An 18,798-nucleotide genomic window follows, 5' to 3' on the forward strand; every position below is an offset into this window, starting at 1 on the left:
GATCCCATCCTCGCCCTCATCCTGAGGTTCAGGGTTGGAGATAGGACGGTCCGCCGCTGCTGATGGAACGGAAATGACAGCGACCGACGCCCTCGACCGGGACGACCGCGCCCACCACCCGAATCTGGCGGCGCCGCGCCCCTATCGCCGCGGCGCCCCGCGCCGGATCGAGGGGCTGCCCGCGCGTCTGCCCGACGTCGTGAAGGCCTATCTCGACATCCTGCCCGAGGGCCGGGTCGTCGGCTTCAATCTGGCGGGGCTCGATCGCACCGGCATCCCCGTCTGGTTCGTGGCGCTCTTTCTCGATGATCCGTTCTATGTCGGCGCCATGCCGTCGGGCATCGGCTACGGCGCCACCGACGACGAGGCCTTGATCGGCGCCGTGGCCGAGATCGCCGAGAACCTGATGCCGTCCGTCGCCCTGCTGCCGCGCAAGGGCGACAACCAAGCGGCCGTCTCCTACACCGACCTCGTGCGCGTCTACGGCGCATCCTCCGTCGCCGATCCGCTGACCCTGTGCCTGCCCGCCGGCTCGTCCGTGGGCCGCGAGACGCCGCTCGACTGGACCAAGGCGGTCCGCGCCCGCACCGGCGAGGCGGTGTGGATGCCGCTCGATATCGCCGCGACCGACTATTTCGAGCTGCGCGAGGGCTATCAGCCCTTCACCAACCTCATCACCAACGGCCTCGGCGCCGGGCCGGACGTGAACTTCGCGCTCGGCCACGGCCTGCTCGAACTGCTCCAGCGCGACGGCAACGGCCTGCTGTTTCGGGCCCTCGACCAGGGCGTGATGCTCGACCTCGACGGGATCGGCCCCGAGACGCGCGGCATGCTCGACCGGCTGGAGGGCCTCGGCATCCGGGCGCTGCCGAAATTCGCCACCGACCAGTTCGGCCTCACCAATCTCTACGTCGTCGGCTACGACGTGGACCCGGCCCGCACACCGGCGCCGATCGCGCTCTCGGCCTGCGGCGAGGCCTGCGATCCGGATCGCGAGCGGGCGCTGCGCAAGGCCCTGTTGGAGTTCCAGGCTGCGCGGGTCCGCAAGACATTCGGCCATGGGCCGCTGGCGCTCGCCGACACCGTGGCGCCGCCCGGCTATGTCGAATCCTTCATCCAGAAGGCATTGCCGAGCCTCGACCTGGAGGAGAGCCGCGCGCTTCAGGCCATGCTCGCCTGGCTCGACCTCTCCTCGGCCGAACTGCGTCAGGTTCTGAGCGGCACGGTCTATTCCGAGCGCAGCACCAAGGCATTCTCCGATCTGCCGACGACACCGGCTCCGGACGGGCACGCCCGCGGAAAGATCGCCCGCGACCGGCTGGAGGAAGCGGGCTTCGATGTGCTGTATGTCGATTGCACGCCGCCCGGCGGCGGGATCGGCGTGGTCAAGGCGATCGTGCCGGGGCTCGAAGTCGAGACCATGAGCTACTACCGGATCGGCGAGCGCAACACGAAGAAGCTGATCGATCGCGACCATCCGCTGATCCGCTTCGGCACGCCGACCGATACGCTGCTGCCGGTCCGCCTGACGCCTGAGGCGATCGAGCGCTTCGGCGGCCAGCCGCTCTTCGACGTGGCCTTGGCCGAGCAGATCGTCGGCTCGCATTACCCGCTCTATCGCGAGCCGGAATCGCACCACGCGCCGTTCCGCTATGAGCGCCAGGGCCGCCGGGCCGAGCGGAGGCCGGCATGAGCCTGCGATTCGCCTACAACACCAACGGCACCGCCAACCACCGCATCGAGGATGCGATCCGCCTCATCAAGGATGCGGGCTATGACGGCGTCGCGCTCACCCTCGACATCCATCATCTCGACCCCTTCGCCGAGAATTGGGTGATCGAGGCCGATCGCATCGCCAGCCTTCTGAACCGGCTCGAACTCGGTTCGGTGATCGAGACCGGCGCCCGCTTCCTGCTCGACCCCACCGCCAAGCACGAGCCGACACTCGTCACCGCCGACGCGTCGGGCCGGGCACGGCGCGTCGGCTTCCTCAAGCGGGCGATCGAGATCGGAAAGATCCTCAACGCCGAGGCCGTCTCGTTCTGGGCCGGCGTGCCGAAGCCGGGGGTGGACCATGACGAGGCGCGGGGATGGCTGATCGAGGGTCTGCGCGAGGTCTCCGACTTCGCCGCCGAGAAGGGCGTCGTTGCCGCCCTCGAACCCGAACCCGGCATGCTGATCGAGACGCTCGACGACTTTGCCGCGATCGACCTGCCGGGCCTGTCGCTCGCCCTCGATACCGGCCACTGCCTCGTCACGGGGGAGCGCGATCCGGCTGCGGCCGTACACGAATTCGCCCCGCGCCTCGGCACGGTGGCGATCGAGGACATGAAGCGGGGCGAGCATATCCACCTGCCCTTCGGCGAGGGTGACATGGACGTACCTGCCGTTCTCGACGCCCTTGATGCGATCGGGTTCAGGAAGCTCGTCTGCGTGGAGCTTTCGCGCGAGTCGCACCGCGCCGACGTGATGGTCGGCCAATCCCTCGATTATCTCCGTACCTGCCGCCGTCCCGGCCCCGGCCTTCCCATGCCGGACACCACACGGCGCGAAGCCACGATGCCTGGGCTGCCCACGTCATGAGAATCTGTTTCGTCAGCCGCCGCTACTTTCCGGCGATCTCCGGCATGAGCGTCTATGCGCAGAACCTCCTGCGCGAGGTGGCGGGGGCCGGCCACGACGTGACGATGATCTCGCAATATCGCGGCGACGAATTCGGTACGCGGGTCTATGGCGGCGGCCCGCCGCCCGCCGTGCCCGGCGTCCACGTCATCGGCCTCGAACAGAAGGGCGAGCAGGAGGGCGGGGATTTCGAGCGCGACATCGATGAGATCGTCGCGACGATCTGCGCCGAGCACGCCAGGAAGCCGTTCGACGTGCTGCATGCGCAATACGGCTACCCGACCGGCTGGGCGGTGTTGCTCGCCGGCAAGCGTCTCGGCGTGCCGACAATCGTCTCGATCCAGGGCGGCGACGGCCACTGGGTCGGCTCCTGCTGCGAGACGCATCGCCGCGCGATGGTCGAGGTGCTGGCCCATGCCAACGCCCTGCTGATCGGCGGGCAATCCTTCCTGAAAGAGGTCTGCGACCGGCTCGGCTCCGATCCCACTCGCTTCACCATCGTCCCCGGCGCCGTCGATACCGCCCGCTTCACCCCCGGCGAGCGTTTTCAGGCCGAGCGCGAGGATGAGGAGCCGGTGCGGCTGCTCTACCACGGCCGGGTCGACCGCCGGAAAGGCGTGCTCGATTTCCTCGACGCCCTGGAGCGGCTTTGGGAGGCCGGCGTGCCATTCGACGCGACGATCTCCGGCATCGGGCCGGATGTCGACTCCGCCCGCGCGAAAGCGGACGCCATCGGCTTCACCTCGGCCCAGGTCCGCTTCACCGGTTACGCCGACTACGACACCGTGCCGGACCTCTACCGCGAGGCCGACGTCTTCGTTTCGCCGACCTACGCGGAGGGCTTCTCGAACACGATTCTGGAGGCGATGGCCGCTGGGCTCGCGGTGGTCTCGACCCACTCCGTCGGCGTCTCGGATTGCCTGCGGGACGAAGAGAACGGCCTGCTGGTCAATCCCGGTGACGTGCGGGCGCTCACCGCCGCCCTTCGTCGGGTTCTGGAGGACGACGATTTGCGCCAGCGTCTCGCCGAGGCCGGATTGGAGGAGTGCCGCCGGGTCTATTCCTGGACCGCTGTCGGCCGGCAGATCATGGATGTCTATGCGCAGGTCGCCGGGGAGCGCCCGCACACGGATGTCCCGGACACGCTGCCGATCGACGCCGATTGCCGCTTCCGCAAGGAACCGCACCTGCTGTGACGCGCACCGCACTCGCCATCTCGCCGCATCTCGACGATGCGGTTTTCTCGGCCGGCGGCACGCTGGCGCGGCTGGCCGCGCAGGGCTGGCAGGTCGTCATGGCGACGATCTTCACGGCCTCGGTGAGGGATCCAGGCGGCTTCGCCCTGGCGTGCCAGCTCGATAAGGGGCTGGCGCCGGAGGTCGATTACATGGCCCTGCGCCGCGAGGAGGATCGGGCGGCGGCCCGTGCGCTCGGCATCGACGAGCCGGTCCACCTGCCGTTCCGGGAGGCGCCGCATCGCGGCTATGCGTCGGCACCCGAATTGTTCGCCGCGCTTCACCCCGACGACCGGATCGGCGCCAACCTCGCCGACGCCTTCGAGCGGTTGGTGGCTGATACCCGGCCCGACCTGATCCTCGCGCCGCAGGCGGTCGGCGGCCATGTCGATCACGTTCAGGTCGTGCGCGCCTTCCGCGCCGCGCAGCCGCCCCTGCCGGTGCTGTGGTGGCGCGACTTCCCCTACACGGTGCGCAGCGCCGAGCCGAAAGAGCCGCTGCGGGCGATCTTCGCGCCTTGGCCCGAGCAGGTGGTGTGCCTCGATTCGGAGGCCGAGCACCGCAAGGCGGAAGCCTGCGCCGCCTATGGGTCGCAGATCGGCTTCCAGTTCGGCGGGGTCGAGGGCTTGCGCACGCGGCTCGCCGCCGAGGACGGCGTTGAACGCTTCCGCTTGCAGGGCCGGGTGCCGGCCGATCTGCGCGATGCCGGCTTCGCCTGACGCGCCGAAGAGCCTGCGCGATTCCACCTGCCTCGACGCGCGCCGGGCGATGGCCGACGCGCCGCATGTCCGGCCCCTGCGCGCCTTCGCCCAAGCCATCGCCGCCGAGCGGGGCGCCGCCGTACCCGATCCCGATCCGCTCGATGGCGGCGTGGGGGCGCGGCTGCTCCTGCTTCTCGAGACGCCGGGCCCCTCGATTGGCCGCACGGGGTTCGTCTCCCGCGACAATCCGACCGGCACCGCCGCCAACCTGTTCCGCTTCCTCGCCGAGGCCGGGATCGCGCGGCGCGACACGCTGATCTGGAACGCCGTGCCCTGGGTCATCCATGCGCCCGGTGCCCTCAACCGCGCGCCCCGCCGATCGGAAGCTGCCGCCGCCGCGCCATACTTCGCCCCGCTGCTCGCGCTCCTGCCGCGGCTTGCCGTGGTCGTCCCGGCCGGGCGCTTCGCGCGCGCGGCGTCGGCGCCGCTCTCCGCCTTGCGACCGGAACTGCCGATGGTGGCGATTCCCCACCCGAGCCCGACCTATGTCTGCACCGCGCCCGCTGTGCGCGAGCGCATCCTGGCGGGGCTGGCACAGGCGGCCGCGCATCTGGCTGCGGCGCCATGACGGTCGGAATGAAGTGATTTCGGCCGCATTCCCGGTGCAGGGCTTCCCCATGCTGGCGGCCCTTCGCTGGCCTTTGGCGGTCGAAGCCCCTAAATGCCGCCTGGGCGGTTCGGGACCGACACCGCCCGGGACGATCCGCGCCGAATACACCCTGCGGTCGACCAGCGGAGGCGGACCCCGTTCTCACATGAAACCTGCCGGGAAGCACAGGATGGTCACGGAGGCCGAGGCGGCCGACGCGGACCGCGAGGCTGATGCCGGATCGAAGCAGGCATCGAAGCGCGGGCGCTATGCCTGGATCGGCACGATCGCCAGCCTTATCCTCATCGTTTCCTCGCTCGGCGTTCTGTGGAAGCTCTCGGCCGAGATCAGTTGGGCCGAGCTGCAGGCGGCCTTCACGGCGGTGGCGGCGACACAGCTCAGCGAAGCCTTCCTGTTCGTGGCGGTCAGCTACTTGTTCTTGACCTGCTACGACGCGCTCGCCCTGCGCCAGCTTCGGATCAAGCTGCCCTACCGCATCACGGCGCTCGCCTCCTTCACGAGCTACGCCGTGAGCTTCACCCTCGGCTTCCCGCTCATCACCGCGGCGACGATCCGCTACTGGATCTACTCGAAGCGCGGGTTGTCGGCGGCCAAGATCGCCGCGCTGACGGTGATCGCCGGCTTCACCTTCTGGCTCGGCATGGGGGTGGTGCTCGGCTTCAGCCTCATCATCGAGGCGGGCCAGCTCGCGAGCCTCACCTTCAAGAGCATCGGCGTCAACACCACCGCGCGCCTCAATCAGATCCTCGGATTCGGTACGCTCGGGCTGGTGCTCGGCTATCTCGCCTGGGTCTCGGTCAAGCGGCGCTACATCAAGGTGCGCCATTGGCAGCTCGAATTGCCGGGCGCCACGGTGTCGTTCAGCCAGATGGTGGTCGGCATCGGCGATGTCTGCGCGGCGGCGGCCGTGCTCTACATGCTGATGCCCGAGGGCCTGAACCTCCCCTTCACGACCTTCCTGGCGATCTACGTGCTCGCCGCGATGCTCGGCATCGCCTCCAACGCGCCGGGCGGCATCGGCGTGTTCGAAGCTACGATCCTGCTCGCTTTGTCCTACCTGCCGCGCGAGTCGGTGCTCGGCTCGCTGCTGCTGTTCCGGGTCTGCTACTACCTCGTTCCCTTCGCCCTCGCCTTGGTGATGCTCGGAATCTACGAGGCGATGCAGCGTTTGCGGCGCCGGGCGGCCGCGAACGACCCGTGATCCGGCCGGTCATCTAGCCCGACATGCTGAGCAATCCGGCCCGCCCTCTGTGGCTCGGCGTCACCCTGGCCGTGGCCGTGATTGTTTTCGCGGAAGCGATCGGTGGCACGGTTGATGCCGCCCTGATCGTCTCCGCCAGCCTTGCTCTTTTCATCGGCGGGCTCATCGGGCGCCGTAGGCAGGGGCCGGCTCTCCAGCAGTCCGAGGCGGGCCCACCGCGCCGCCACACCATCGCCGAGGCGCTGCTGGCGAACATCCCCGACCCCGTCATCCTGGTCGATCGCCGGGTGGTGGTGATGGAGGCCAACCCGGCCGCCCGGCGGCTGCTGCCGGGGCTGAAGCTGCGCCATCCGCTCTCCTTCTCCCTGCGCGCGCCCGACGTGCTCGACGGCATCGAGGAAGTGCTGCGCACCGGCTCGGCCGTGCGGACCGAGTACGCGACCCGTGTGCCGACCGAGCGCACCTTCGAGGTGCAGATCGGCGCCCTGCCGATGTCCGACATGCCCGGCGGCGGCGAAGCGAACGTTGTGCTGTTCCTGCGCGACCTCACCGAGGCACGCCGCCTGGAAGCGATGCGGGTCGATTTCGTCGCCAATGCCAGCCACGAACTGCGCACGCCGCTCGCCGCCCTTCTCGGTTTCATCGAAACCCTTCAGGGTCCCGCCCGAGACGATGCCCGCGCCCGCGAGCAGTTCCTCGGCATCATGCGCACCCAGGCCCAGCGCATGACCGGGCTGATCGACGACCTGCTCTCGCTCTCGCGCATCGAGCTGCGCGAGCACGTCGTGCCGACCCGGATGGTCGATCTCGGCCGCATCGCCCGTCAGATGGTCGACATGCAGGCGCCGCTCGCACTCAAACGCGGTGTCACGCTGAGCGTCGAGCGGCCCGAGATCCCGCTCCCCGTCCTCGGGGATCGCGACGAGCTACTGCGCGTCATCGAGAATCTCGTGGAGAACGCGGTGAAGTATGGCGGCAGCGGCGGCGTGGTCGTCGTGTCGCTCCACCGCGTCGAGGGTTTGGACGGGCGCGGGGCCCGAATCGAGCTGCGGGTGCGCGATGAGGGGCCCGGCATTGCGGCCGAGCATATCCCGCGGCTGACCGAGCGCTTCTACCGGGTCGACACGGCCTCGAGCCGGGAGCAGGGCGGGACCGGGCTCGGGCTCGCCATCGTCAAGCACACGCTCAACCGCCACCGGGGCAAGCTCATCATCGAGAGCGAACCGGGGCAGGGCACCACGGTGCGGGTCAGCCTGCCGGAGCATCGGCCCGATACCGAGAACACGATGCCGGACGAGATGCCCGTACGGGATTAGCAGACGACCCCACGGGAACGGTATGCAATCGGCCCCGTTGGCCGGGAAAACTCGTTTGATGCGGTCCCGGTGGGTGGACATCGCTCGATCCGCGAGACGTGCCGGCCAAAAACGCCCGGCCCACCCCTTGACCTTCCCATGATGGGAAGGACCATTTGAGGGGGCATGGAAACGATCCTCGAACCCCACACCATGCCGCCCGCGCCCGCCGGTGCGGAGAGGCCGTCCCGCCTGACTCTGCCAGTGGAGGGGATGAGCTGCGCCTCCTGCGTCGGACGCGTCGAGCGGTCGCTCCGCGCGCTGCCCGGCGTGAGCGATGTCGCCGTCAATCTCGCCACCGGCCGCGCCAGCCTCGCCCTGCCGGACGGCATGCCGCCCTCGCGGGCGGTCGAGGCGATCCGCGAGGGCGGCTACGACGTGCCGGAATCCGTGACTGCCGTTACCGTCGAGGGGATGAGCTGCGCCTCCTGTGTCGGACGCGTGGAGCGTGCCCTGATGGCGCTTCCCGGCGCGGTCTCGGCGAACGTGAATCTCGCCACGGGCCGGGCGGAGTTGCACCACGCCGCCGGCACTGTCTCCGTGAGCGATGTCGAGGCGGCGGTGCGACAGGCCGGCTACGAGCCGCATACGCTCGGCGGCGCAGCGGATGCCTCGCACGCCGATCGGCAGGAGCGCGAGGCGGCCGCGCTCCGCCGCGACCTGATCGTTGCCGCGGTGCTGTCCGCCCCGGTCGTCGTCCTCGACATGGGAAGCCATCTGCTGCCGGGCTTCCACCATGCGGTGACGGGTGTGCTCGGCGCAGGCGGATTCGCCTGGATGCAGGCGGTGCTCGCGACCCTGGTGCTGGCCGGGCCCGGCCGGCGCTTCTTCCGGGTTGGCGTGCCGAACCTGCTGCGCGGCCATCCCGACATGAACGCCCTCGTGGCCCTGGGCGCCGGCGCGGCTTACCTCTTCTCGCTGGTCTCGACCGCCGCCCCGTCGTGGCTGCCGGACGGGTCGGCGCATCTCTACTTCGAGGCGAGCGTCCTCATCGTCACGCTGATCCTGCTCGGGCGCACCCTGGAGGCCCGCGCCAAGGGCCGGGCCGGCGCGGCGATCGCGCGGCTGATCGACCTCTCGCCCAAGACGGCGCGGCGGGTCGAGGGCTCGGCCGAGCGCGAGGTGGCGGCCTCCGCTCTCAGGATCGGCGACCGGGTGCGTGTCCGCCCCGGCGAGCGCGTGCCGGCGGACGGCCTCGTCGCGTCGGGCACCTCCTTCGTCGATGAGAGCATGATCACCGGCGAGCCGGTGCCGGTGGAAAAGGGCAGAGGCGCCCGCGTCGTCGGCGGCACCCTCAACACCACCGGCAGCTTCGACTTCACCGTGGACCGCATCGGCGCCGACACCGCGCTGGCGCAGATCGTGCGGATGGTCGAGGAGGCGCAAGGTGGCAAGCTGCCGATCCAGGCGCTGGTGGACCGGGTCACGCTCTGGTTCGTGCCCGCCGTCATCGCCATCGCCGTGCTGACCTTCTTCGCTTGGCTCGCTTTCGGGCCTGCGCCGGCGCTCGGCCATGCTCTGGTCGCCGGGATTTCCGTGCTCATCATCGCCTGCCCCTGCGCCATGGGGCTGGCGACGCCGGTCTCGATCATGGTCGGCACCGGCCGGGCGGCGGAGCGGGGCGTGCTGTTCCGCCAGGGCGCCGCGCTCCAAGCGCTGCGGGACGCCCACGTGATCGCCCTCGACAAGACCGGCACGCTGACCGAGGGCCGCCCGCGCCTGACCGATCTCGTGACCGCGCCCGGCTTCACCCGGGAGAGCGTGCTCGCGCTTGCGGGCGCCGTCGAGGCACGCTCCGAGCATCCGGTCGCCCGCGCCATCGCGACGGCGGCGCGGGAGGCCGGTGCTCTGCCCGAGGCCGAGGCGTTCGAGGCGGTGCCGGGCCATGGCGTCTCGGCCCGCGTCGAAGACCGGGCGGTGGCGCTCGGCAATCGCCGCTACATGGAACGGCTCGGCATTGCGACCGGGGCGCTCGAAAGCGAGGCGGCTCGTCTTGCTGAAGATGGGAAGAGCCCGATCTTCGCCGCTTTGGATGGCCGGCTCGCGGCCCTCGTCGCGGTGGCCGATCCGGTCAAGCCGGAGGCGCGGGCGGCCCTCGATGCCCTGCGTGCCCGCGGCCTCACCGTGGCGATGCTGACGGGGGATGCCCGCGCCACCGCCGAGGCGGTCGCCCGCTCGCTCGGCATCACCGAAATCGAGGCCGAGGTGCTGCCCGAGGGCAAGGTCGCGGCTCTGCGCCGCTTGCGCGAGGCCCACGGCCCGGTCGCCTTCGTCGGCGACGGCATCAACGACGCGCCGGCTCTGGCCGAGGCCGAGATCGGCATCGCCATCGGCACAGGCACCGACATCGCCGTGGAGAGCGCCGACGTCGTGCTGATGTCCGGTGCGCTCACCGGGCTGGTCGAGGCGGTGGTCCTGTCGCGGGCGACGCTCGCGAACATCCGCCAGAACCTGTTCTGGGCCTTTGCCTACAATGCGGCGCTGATTCCCGTCGCCGCTGGGGGGCTCGCGGCCTTCGGCGGACCGCAGCTTTCGCCGGTGCTCGCGGCCGGGGCGATGGCCCTCTCCAGCGTCTTCGTCGTCGGCAACGCGCTGCGTCTCAGGCGAGCGGGGGGCGCGGCATGAGCGTCACCATCGGCGAGGCGGCCCGCGCCACCGGTGTCTCGGCCAAGATGATCCGCTACTACGAGGAGACGGGTCTGCTCGGCCCCGCGGGACGGACCGCCGCCGGCTACCGCGTCTACAGCGAGCCCGACCTGCACGCCCTGCGTTTCGTGCGCCGCGCCCGCGACCTCGGCTTCTCGATGCGGGAGATCGCCGACCTCCTGGCCCTCTGGCACGACCGCTCCCGCGCCAGCGGGGCGGTCAAGGCTGTGGCGCTCGACCATGTCGCCGACCTGCGCCGCCGCATCGGCGAATTGGAGGCGATGGCCCGCACCCTCGAACATCTGGCCGAGCGCTGCTGCGGCGACGACCGGCCGGATTGCCCGATCCTCGATGATCTGGCGGGCGGAGCGGGGCCTGAACTCGCGGAGGCGAGCGTCGGCGAATGAGGCGAGGATGACTGCGAGGGCCACCGCTTTCGTGTGATCGGCCTGAGGCTTGGCCGTTGACCCCGTCTTGGCCTTCTGCTTGCTGGAACCCACCGGAAAGGTTGGATCCATGCCCGTCATCGACCGCATCGCCGATCTGTCGGAGGAGATCACCGCTTGGCGGCACGATCTCCACGCCCATCCGGAGCTCCAATACGACGTCCACCGCACCGCCGGTTTCGTGGCGGACAAGCTGCGCGCTTTCGGCTGCGATGAGGTCGTCACCGGCATCGGCCGCACCGGCGTCGTCGGGGTGATCCGCGGGCGGGCGCACGGCTCCAACCGCGCGATCGGCCTGCGCGCCGACATGGACGCCTTGCCGATCCAGGAGATCCGCGACCTTCCCTACCGCTCGATCGCGCCGGGCAAGATGCACGCCTGCGGCCATGACGGGCACACCGCCATGCTGCTCGGCGCCGCGAAATACCTCGCCGAGACCCGCGATTTCGATGGCCGCGCCGTGCTGATCTTCCAGCCGGCCGAGGAGGGCGGCGGCGGCGGCGAGGCGATGGTGCAGGATGGGATGATGGAGCGCTTCGGCGTCGAGTCGGTCTACGGCCTGCACAACGTCCCCGGCCAGCCGCTCGGCACCTTCGCGATCCGTCCGGGCCCGATCATGGCCTCCACCGACCGTTTCACGATTTGGATCGAGGGCCGGGGCGGGCACGCGGCCCTGCCGCAGGCGGCGGTCGATACGGTGCTGGTCGGGAGCCACATCGTCGTCACCCTGCAATCCATCGTTGCCCGCAACATCGATCCGCTCGATTCGGCGGTGGTCTCCGTTTGCGCGGTCGATGCGGGCGAGGCGTTCAACGTGCTGCCGCAGACGGCGGAGCTGCGCGGCACCATGCGGGCGCTGACGCCAGCTGTCCGCGACCTGATGCGCGAACGGCTCGCGGCCATCGCGGAGAACGTCGCCCTGGCCTTCGGCGCCCGCGCGAACATCGATTTCGCCAGCGGCTACCCGGCGACCGAGAACCATCCGGCCGAGACCGACTTCATGGCCGATGTCGCCGCGCAGGTCGTGGGCCAGGATCGGGTGGAGCGGGACGTGGCCCCGATGATGGCGGCTGAGGATTTCTCCTACATGCTGGCCCATCGGCCCGGCGCCTACATCTTCATGGGCAACGGCCCCTCCGCCGGCCTCCACCACCCGGAATACGATTTCAGCGACGCCGCCATCCCCTACGGCGCCTCGCTCTGGGCACGGATCATCGAGACGGGGCTGCCAGCGCAAGAACGGTAGCTCTGAGGGCAGCAAGCCGCGCGCCCGGTGAAGCGCGCCTCCTGCGGTGGCCGCGACGGAGCGGATGCCTCAGGCGGCATGCACCCGCTTCAGGAACGTCCCGATCGCACGTTGAAGCGCGGCGCTGCCATCACCGACCCGCTCGGCCCCGGAGCGGACGTCGTCGGAACACTCCTCGTTGGAGACGGCCGCGGCGCGGACTTCCGCGATGCTCAGCGACACCGTGCGGGCATCCGCTGCGGCCCCGGCGATGGCGCACGCGATTTCGTGGCTGGCCTGCCCCTGCTGCTCGGCCGCCACCGCGACCTCCGCGGCGATGAGGCTGAGCTGCGCGATCGTTTGCCCGATCTCCTCGATGGCACCGCCCGTGCCGCCCGCCGCCTGCTGGATCGCCGCGATCTGGGCCGCAATCCGGTCGGTCGCCATGGCGGTCTGGCCGGCGAGCGCCTTCACCTCGCCGGCCACCACCGCGAAGCCGCGACCGGCCTCGCCCGCGCGGGCGGCTTCGATCGTGGCGTTCAGGGCCAGAAGGTTGGTCTGTTCGGCCACCGTGCGAATCAGCGTGACCACCGCGCCGACTTCGTCCACAGCGCGCGACAGGGTCACCACCGTCGTCTCCAGCCCGCGGGCATCGGTGAGCGCCGTTTCGGCGATGCGGCTGGCGTGGCGGACGCGCTCGCCGATGCTCCGGGCCGAGCCTGAGAGTTCCTCGGCCGCGCCCGCGATGCTGTCCACCACGCCCGCCGACTGATCCGAGGCGCACGCGACCTCCGCCGCGCGCTGGGTGGTGTCGCCCGCCGTCTCGCTGAGGCGGTCGGCGGCAATGCGCATCGCCTGCGCCGAGCCCGTGAGATCGGCCACCGCCCGCCGGGTCTCGTTCTCGAAATCCTGCGTCGCTGCGGCGAGGCGCATGCAGCGGGCGCTGTCCTGCGACAGCCGCTCGCGGGCCGCATCGTCGAGCCGACGCTTCTCGATCAGCGCCGCCTGGAAGCGGGCGATGGTGCCGGCCATCTCGCCGATTTCGTCGCGGCGCGCGGTGAACGGCACCGTCTCGTCGAGCCGGTCGTCGGCGAGCACCTGCATGGTGGCTTTCAGCCGGTGGAGCGGGCGCTGGATCTGCGTTCGGATGATCCAGACCGCCGCGAGCAGGGCCAGGATGAGGGCCGCGGCCGGGGCCGCGATGAGCGTGACGAAGGCCTGGTGCTGCGCACGCGCCGCCGCCTCCCGCTGTCCGTCGAGGCGCGCGAGCACGTCGCGCCCCAGGGCCGAGATTTCCACCACCATGCGCTCGCGGTTCTTCACCGTCGCCTCGTCGCTCGCCTGGATCAGGGCGGCGCGCGGCGAGACCGCGAGACCGAGTTCGGCGGTCTCGGTCTGGTAGGCGATGAACTCCTTCACCGCGAGGTCGAGCCGGCGCCGCTTCTGCGGCGGCAAATGCCCTTCCATCGCGGACAGGAACGGCCCGCGCCCCGCTTCCACGTCACCGAGCGCCGTCTGAAGCGCGGCAAGCCGCGCCTTGGCCTCGTCGGTGTCGGATGCCGTGTAGACCGCGGTGGCCTGGACGACGGCGTGCTCGATCGCCTGCGCTAGGCCTCGGGCCTGGAGCCCGGCATTCCAGAACGATTCGGTGAGCGCGGCGCGGGTCTGCTCCTGCGACGCCTGCCGCAAGGCGAAAGCCGAGATGCCCGCTCCGACGAGGCCGAGGAGCCCGACGACCACCGCCAGTTTGAAGCCCAGAGATACGCGCATGAAAAAGCCCGCCGATCCGTAGAGTCGACGGGCTTCTAGGGAGAGTGCATTTGCTCACAAGTTAAATGGAGCCGGCTATTCTCGATGGAAACCGACGAAGAGGCTGTATGCACTTACTTTTAGAGTGAATCGCTGGATCGATGACGCGAGCCGATCGATCAGTTTCTCGGGGCCGCCGTTCCGCCCAAGTGAAACACCCGGTGCGGCACCAGTTCGCCGCGTTCGACATCGCCGACGGCGACGAGCACGCCGCCGCAGGTCGCGTAGGCCTTGCCGCCGATCGGCGCATCCTGCCCGCGCAGAATCACCGGCTGACCGCGCATCAGGCGAAGCCCCATATCGCGGCTGACCGCCACCGAGGGAACCTCGTCCAGAGCCATCTCGACCGCGTGGAGATGCATCTCGGTGCTCTCTTCCAGCGCGGCAACGCTGCAGGCGGCGGCTTCCTCGAAGGGGCCGACGCGGGTGCGCCGCAAGGCCGAGACGTGACCGTAGCAGCCGAGCACCCGCCCCAGATCGCGAGCCAGCGCACGAACGTAGGTGCCCTTGCCGCATTCCGCCGCGAGCACGGTGCGGTCGCCCCGGTGCTCGATCACCGAGAGGTGGTCGATGCGCACGGCGCGGGCCACCAGTTCCACCACCTCGCCGTCGCGGGCGAGGTCATAGGCGCGCTCGCCCTGAATCTTGATGGCGGAGTAGCGCGGCGGCACCTGCTCGATCTCGCCGACGAAGGCCGGCAGAGCCGCTTCGAGCGCCTCGCGGGTCGGACGGACGTCGGAGGTCTCCACCGGGCGCCCCTCGGCATCGTCGGTGTCGGTCTCGACACCCCAGGTCACCTCGAAGCGGTAGGCCTTGCGGCCGTCCATCACGAACGGCACCGTCTTCGTCGCTTCGCCGAGAGCGATCGGCAGGATGCCCGACGCCAGCGGATCGAGCGTGCCGGCATGGCCCGCCTTCTTGGCGTTGAACAGGCGTTTCACTACCGCCACGGCCTGGGTCGAGGTGATGCCGACACCCTTGTCGAGCACCACCCAGCCGCTCACGTCGTTCTTCTTCGGCCGGTCATGGCGCGGACGGCCGCGCTGAGGGCGGCGTCCGCCCCGCGGCGGTCCATCCCGGCGCATGTCGCCGCGCGGCTCCTGCGGCGCGTCACCGGCGCGTTCGGAAGAAATGTCGTCTTGCATTCTGTCCTCGATCGACGGGTTTTCCAGAGCATCGTCCAGACAGGTGGCCACCGGCTGTCGGAAAAAACGATGCAAAAACAAAAGCGGAGAGCATCGTCCCGGATCCGATATCCAGGACGAGGCTCTTGAGCGGCTCAGCCCATCAGGGGGCCGTCACGCGGCCCGTTGGGTGAGGGGGCGACGCAACAGCAGCCGCCCGGATAGAGATCAATCGCGCGAGGGCGAATCCGGTTCGCCCTCGTCGTCCTCGCGAGGCGCACTTTCCAGATCCCGCTGGACCTTCTCGCTCCGCAGGATCTGATCGATGCGAGCCGCCTCGTCGAAGGTCTCGTCCCGCCGGAAACGCAAGTCGGGCGCGAATTTCAGGTTCACCCGCCGGGCCACTTCCTGGCGGAGGATCTTCTTGTGCCGCTCGAGGGCGGCAATCACCGGGGCCTCGTCCTGGCCGCCGAGCGGCATGACATAGGCGGTGGCCAGCTTGAGGTCCGGCGACATCCGAACCTCGGGAACGGTGACGACATGCGAGTCGAGCACCGGAACCTGAATGTCACGACGCTGCAGCACTTCGGCCAGAGCGTGGCGAATGAGTTCGGCCACGCGCTGCTGGCGCTGCGTGGGACCGGAGGGAGTCTGCTTTTGGGCCATCGGCTGATCGACGTCGCTGAACCATCAGGCGGGTGCCTGGAAACAAAGGGGGCCGCAGCTTTCGCCGCGGCCCCGTAAGGAAGAGCGGTAGGGGAGGGCCGCTCAGAGCGTGCGCTTGATTTCCTCGACGTTGAAGCACTCGATGAAATCGCCCACGCGCATGTCCTGGTAGTTCTGGAAGGACATACCGCATTCGTAGCCGGCCGTGACTTCCTTGGCGTCGTCCTTGAGGCGCTTGAGCTGGGACAGCTTGCCCTCGTGGATCACCACGTCGTTGCGCAGCAGGCGGACATGGGCGCCACGCTGGACCACACCCTCCATGACCCGGCAACCGGCAATCTTGCCGACCTTCGACACGTCGAAGATCTGCAGGATCTGCGCCTCGCCGAGACGCTCCTCGCGAAGCGTCGGCGGCAGCATGCCCGACAGCGTGGCTTTGATGTCGTCCACGAGGTCGTAGATGATGCTGTAGTAGCGGATTTCGGTGCCGTCGCGCTCGGCCGCGTTGCGGGCTTCTTTGTGGGCACGCACGTTGAAGCCGATCACCACCGCCGTCGAGGCGTTGGCGAGCGTGATGTCCGACTCGGTGATGCCGCCCACGCCCGAAAGCAGGATGCGAACACCGACCTCGTCGTTGCCGAGCGCCGTAAGAGCGCCGTTGATGGCCTCGACCGAACCCTGCACGTCACCCTTGATGATGATCGGCAGTTCCTTGCGGTTCGCGCCTTCCTTGGCCTCGCGCATCATGTCGACGAGCGAGCGGTTGGCACCGCCGGTGCGGGCGTTCAGGCGCTCGCGCTTGATGCGAGCACGGTACTCGGTGACCTCGCGGGCGCGGGCCTCGTTCGGCACCACGATCACGCGGTCGCCGGCATCCGGCGTCCCGTTGAAGCCGAGCACCTCGACCGGAACCGAGGGGCCGGCATAGGGCACGTGCTTGCCGGTATCGTCGATGAGGGCGCGGATGCGGCCCCACTCGGCGCCGGCGACGACGATGTCGCCGGTGAACAGCGTGCCGCGCTGCACGAGCACGGTGGCGACGGGGCCGCGACCACGGTCGAGCTGAGCTTCGATCACGGTGCCCTCACCGTCGCGCTTCTCATTGGCGCGCAGGTTTAGGATTTCGGCCTGAAGCTGGAGACCCTCGAGAAGCTCGGGCAGACCGTCGCCGGTCTTGGCGGACACCTCGAATTCGAGGGTCTCACCGCCCATCGACTCCACTTGGATGTCGTGCTGCAGCAGCTCGGTGCGCACCCGCTGCGGGTTCGCATCGGGCTTATCGATCTTGTTGATGGCGATGATCATCGGGACGCCCGCCGCCTTGGCGTGCTGAATCGCCTCGACGGTCTGGGGCATCACGCCGTCATCGGCCGCCACCACGATCACGACGATATCCGTCACCTTGGCGCCACGGGCGCGCATGGAGGTGAAGGCCGCGTGGCCGGGGGTGTCGATGAAGGTCACGAGGTCGCCCGAGGGCGCCGCCACCTGATAGGCACCGATATGCTGGGTGATGCCGCCGGCCTCACCCTCGACCACGTTGGCCGCACGGATCGCGTCGAGCAGCGAGGTCTTGCCGTGATCGACGTGACCCATGATCGTGACGACCGGCGGACGCGGATCCAGATCCTCCTCCAGATCCGGCTCGTCGGAGGTCAGACCCTCTTCGACGTCCGACTCGGCGACGCGGCGGACCGTATGGCCCATCTCCTCGGCGATGAGCTGAGCCGTATCCGAGTCGATCACATCGGTGATCTTGTGGATCTGGCCCTGCTTCATCAGCAGACGGATGACGTCCACCGCACGTTCCGACATGCGGTTGGCGAGTTCTTGGATGGTGATCGTCTCTGGAATTGTCACGTCGCGGACGATTTTCTCCTTGGGCTCCTCGTGCCGGTGTCCGCTCATCCGCTGCTGGCGGCGGCGGAAGGAGGCTACGGAACGAGTGCGCTCTTCCTCGCCCGCAGTTGCGTTGGCGATGGTGAGGCGGCCACGGTTACGGTCGCCGCCCGGCGATTTCGGCGTCTTGGGCGGCGTAATGATCTTGAGCGGCATACCGGGGCGACGAATCACCCGCTTGGTATCCGATTCCTCCTCGGCCGCGGCGGCGCCGGGACGACCGGTGGGACGCGCGGCGGCACCCGGACCCGCCGGGCGGGCGGCGGTGGTCGGGCTCGGCGCCTTCTCAGGCTCCGGTGCCGGGGCCGGACGCGCCATGAAGTTCAGGTCGCGCGGCTTCTTGATATCGGCCGTGATGGTCCGACGCGGCTCGGCCGGCGGCTGCGGCGCAGCCGGACGGGCAGCCGACGGAGTCGGACGAACACCGGGACGGGCGCCGGCTGCGGCCGGACGCTGAGCCGCACCGCTCGGACGCGCGGCCGACGGAGCAGCAGCGGGACGCGCAGGCGCGGGGGTCGGACGCGCAGCCGGGGCTGCTGCGGCCGGGGAGGGCGCAGCGGCAGCAACCGGCTCCGGTGCCGCGGTGGCGGCAGCGGCGGGGGGCGCCTCGGCAGCAGGGAGGGCGGCGACGCGCGCAGCCTCTTCCTCGGCGCGGCGACGCGAATCCTCGGCGGCCTTGCGGCGGAGTTCATCCTCCTGGCGGCGGCGCTCATCCTCTTCGCGACGGCGTGCCTCGGCCGCCTCACGCTCGCGGCGCTCGGCTTCCTCACGGTCGCGCCGGGCCTGGATCTCTGCCTCGGCACGGGCGCGGGCCTCGGCCTCGCGACGCTGCGCATCGGCCAGGGCGGCAGCGCGGGCATCCCGCTCCTGCTCGCTCAGGGTGCGCAGCACGACGCCAGAGGCGCTTCGGCCGGCCGGACGCGCGGCCGGCGTCGGCGCGGGCGCCACGGAGGCAGGACGCGGCGGAGGCGCGGCGACGGGCTCACGGGGCGCGACCGCTCCGGGCGCGGCGCCGATCGTACGCCGCTTCACCGTCTCGACCACGACGGACTTCGACCGCCCGTGGGAGAAGCTCTGACGGACCGTTCCCTGCTCGACCGGACGCTTGACCGTCAACGGCTTCGAGGGGGCTCTGGTCTGCGTCTTGTCACCCGGATTGTTCGTATCGCTCATTCAGTCTGAACCCTGAGGGTTTCCAT

General features: G+C 69.9%; 14 protein-coding genes. 10 read left to right on the forward strand and 4 right to left on the reverse strand.

The window, feature by feature from the left end; all coding sequences use genetic code 11:
- Window positions 1–73: 73 nt before the first annotated feature.
- From ASF53_RS02515 to ASF53_RS02560, 10 genes are all read left to right on the forward strand, one after another.
- Window positions 74–1,693, forward strand: coding sequence for a YcaO-like family protein (locus tag ASF53_RS02515; protein WP_056193218.1), 1,620 nt, complete (start codon window positions 74–76; stop codon window positions 1,691–1,693).
- Window positions 1,690–2,583 carry a sugar phosphate isomerase/epimerase family protein gene (locus ASF53_RS02520; protein WP_056193221.1) on the forward strand — a complete coding sequence of 298 codons (894 nt, stop codon included), beginning with the start codon at window positions 1,690–1,692 and terminating at the stop codon, window positions 2,581–2,583. Before ASF53_RS02515 ends, ASF53_RS02520 begins: the two co-directional genes overlap by 4 nt.
- A complete protein-coding gene (locus ASF53_RS02525) occupies window positions 2,580–3,818 on the forward strand; it encodes a glycosyltransferase family 4 protein (protein WP_056193223.1) in 1,239 nt (412 codons plus the stop codon). The genes ASF53_RS02520 and ASF53_RS02525 overlap by 4 nt, the downstream gene beginning before the upstream one ends.
- Window positions 3,815–4,576 (forward strand): PIG-L deacetylase family protein, encoded by a 762-nt coding sequence (locus tag ASF53_RS02530; protein ID WP_056193226.1) that lies wholly within the window; start codon window positions 3,815–3,817, stop codon window positions 4,574–4,576. Before ASF53_RS02525 ends, ASF53_RS02530 begins: the two co-directional genes overlap by 4 nt.
- Window positions 4,560–5,186, forward strand: a complete 627-nt coding sequence (locus tag ASF53_RS02535; protein WP_056193228.1) for a uracil-DNA glycosylase — start codon at window positions 4,560–4,562, stop codon at window positions 5,184–5,186. Before ASF53_RS02530 ends, ASF53_RS02535 begins: the two co-directional genes overlap by 17 nt.
- A 211-nt stretch (window positions 5,187–5,397) precedes the next feature.
- The gene (locus ASF53_RS02540; protein WP_056193231.1) at window positions 5,398–6,429 is read left to right on the forward strand and encodes a lysylphosphatidylglycerol synthase domain-containing protein; all 1,032 of its coding nucleotides are present in this window, start codon (window positions 5,398–5,400) and stop codon (window positions 6,427–6,429) included.
- Between the two features lie 23 nt (window positions 6,430–6,452).
- Window positions 6,453–7,745, forward strand: a complete 1,293-nt coding sequence (locus ASF53_RS02545; protein WP_056193234.1) for an ATP-binding protein — start codon at window positions 6,453–6,455, stop codon at window positions 7,743–7,745.
- Between the two features lie 165 nt (window positions 7,746–7,910).
- Window positions 7,911–10,409 carry a heavy metal translocating P-type ATPase gene (locus ASF53_RS02550; RefSeq protein WP_056193237.1) on the forward strand — a complete coding sequence of 833 codons (2,499 nt, stop codon included), beginning with the start codon at window positions 7,911–7,913 and terminating at the stop codon, window positions 10,407–10,409.
- The gene (gene cueR, locus ASF53_RS02555; RefSeq protein WP_056193239.1) at window positions 10,406–10,837 is read left to right on the forward strand and encodes a Cu(I)-responsive transcriptional regulator; all 432 of its coding nucleotides are present in this window, start codon (window positions 10,406–10,408) and stop codon (window positions 10,835–10,837) included. Before ASF53_RS02550 ends, cueR begins: the two co-directional genes overlap by 4 nt.
- A gap of 109 nt (window positions 10,838–10,946) precedes the next feature.
- Complete coding sequence (locus ASF53_RS02560; protein WP_056193242.1) at window positions 10,947–12,122, forward strand: M20 aminoacylase family protein; 1,176 nt, start codon at window positions 10,947–10,949, stop codon at window positions 12,120–12,122.
- 69 nt (window positions 12,123–12,191) lie between these two features.
- On the opposite strand, the gene ASF53_RS02565 is transcribed toward ASF53_RS02560, so the two are convergent.
- The 4 genes from ASF53_RS02565 to infB all read right to left on the reverse strand — a co-directional run bounded on the left by ASF53_RS02565 (window position 12,192) and on the right by infB (window position 18,772).
- Window positions 12,192–13,871, reverse strand: coding sequence for a methyl-accepting chemotaxis protein (locus ASF53_RS02565; protein ID WP_056193245.1), 1,680 nt, complete (start codon window positions 13,869–13,871; stop codon window positions 12,192–12,194).
- A gap of 158 nt (window positions 13,872–14,029) precedes the next feature.
- Entirely contained in the window at window positions 14,030–15,055 is a 1,026-nt protein-coding gene (gene truB / locus ASF53_RS02570; RefSeq protein ID WP_056193248.1) for a tRNA pseudouridine(55) synthase TruB, read from the reverse strand.
- A gap of 207 nt (window positions 15,056–15,262) precedes the next feature.
- Entirely contained in the window at window positions 15,263–15,700 is a 438-nt protein-coding gene (gene rbfA / locus ASF53_RS02575) for a 30S ribosome-binding factor RbfA (RefSeq protein WP_056193251.1), read from the reverse strand.
- Between the two features lie 102 nt (window positions 15,701–15,802).
- Entirely contained in the window at window positions 15,803–18,772 is a 2,970-nt protein-coding gene (gene infB, locus ASF53_RS02580; RefSeq protein WP_056193254.1) for a translation initiation factor IF-2, read from the reverse strand.
- Between the last annotated feature and the right edge of the window lie 26 nt (window positions 18,773–18,798).

The sequence above is a fragment of the Methylobacterium sp. Leaf123 genome (genome assembly GCF_001423405.1).
Lineage (GTDB): Bacteria > Pseudomonadota > Alphaproteobacteria > Rhizobiales > Beijerinckiaceae > Methylobacterium.

What these genes read in the sequence shown, in the direction of transcription:
- infB (WP_056193254.1), bottom strand. Translation starts at nt 18,772, where the DNA reads ATGAGCGATACGAACAATCCGGGTGACAAGACGCAGACCAGAGCCCCC.
- cueR (WP_056193239.1), top strand. Translation starts at nt 10,406, where the DNA reads ATGAGCGTCACCATCGGCGAGGCGGCCCGCGCCACCGGTGTCTCGGCC.
- ASF53_RS02540 (WP_056193231.1), top strand. Translation starts at nt 5,398, where the DNA reads ATGGTCACGGAGGCCGAGGCGGCCGACGCGGACCGCGAGGCTGATGCC.
- ASF53_RS02560 (WP_056193242.1), top strand. Translation starts at nt 10,947, where the DNA reads ATGCCCGTCATCGACCGCATCGCCGATCTGTCGGAGGAGATCACCGCT.
- truB (WP_056193248.1), bottom strand. Translation starts at nt 15,055, where the DNA reads ATGCAAGACGACATTTCTTCCGAACGCGCCGGTGACGCGCCGCAGGAG.
- ASF53_RS02515 (WP_056193218.1), top strand. Translation starts at nt 74, where the DNA reads ATGACAGCGACCGACGCCCTCGACCGGGACGACCGCGCCCACCACCCG.
- ASF53_RS02550 (WP_056193237.1), top strand. Translation starts at nt 7,911, where the DNA reads ATGGAAACGATCCTCGAACCCCACACCATGCCGCCCGCGCCCGCCGGT.
- ASF53_RS02545 (WP_056193234.1), top strand. Translation starts at nt 6,453, where the DNA reads ATGCTGAGCAATCCGGCCCGCCCTCTGTGGCTCGGCGTCACCCTGGCC.
- ASF53_RS02520 (WP_056193221.1), top strand. Translation starts at nt 1,690, where the DNA reads ATGAGCCTGCGATTCGCCTACAACACCAACGGCACCGCCAACCACCGC.
- ASF53_RS02565 (WP_056193245.1), bottom strand. Translation starts at nt 13,871, where the DNA reads ATGCGCGTATCTCTGGGCTTCAAACTGGCGGTGGTCGTCGGGCTCCTC.
- rbfA (WP_056193251.1), bottom strand. Translation starts at nt 15,700, where the DNA reads ATGGCCCAAAAGCAGACTCCCTCCGGTCCCACGCAGCGCCAGCAGCGC.
- ASF53_RS02535 (WP_056193228.1), top strand. Translation starts at nt 4,560, where the DNA reads ATGCCGGCTTCGCCTGACGCGCCGAAGAGCCTGCGCGATTCCACCTGC.
- ASF53_RS02525 (WP_056193223.1), top strand. Translation starts at nt 2,580, where the DNA reads ATGAGAATCTGTTTCGTCAGCCGCCGCTACTTTCCGGCGATCTCCGGC.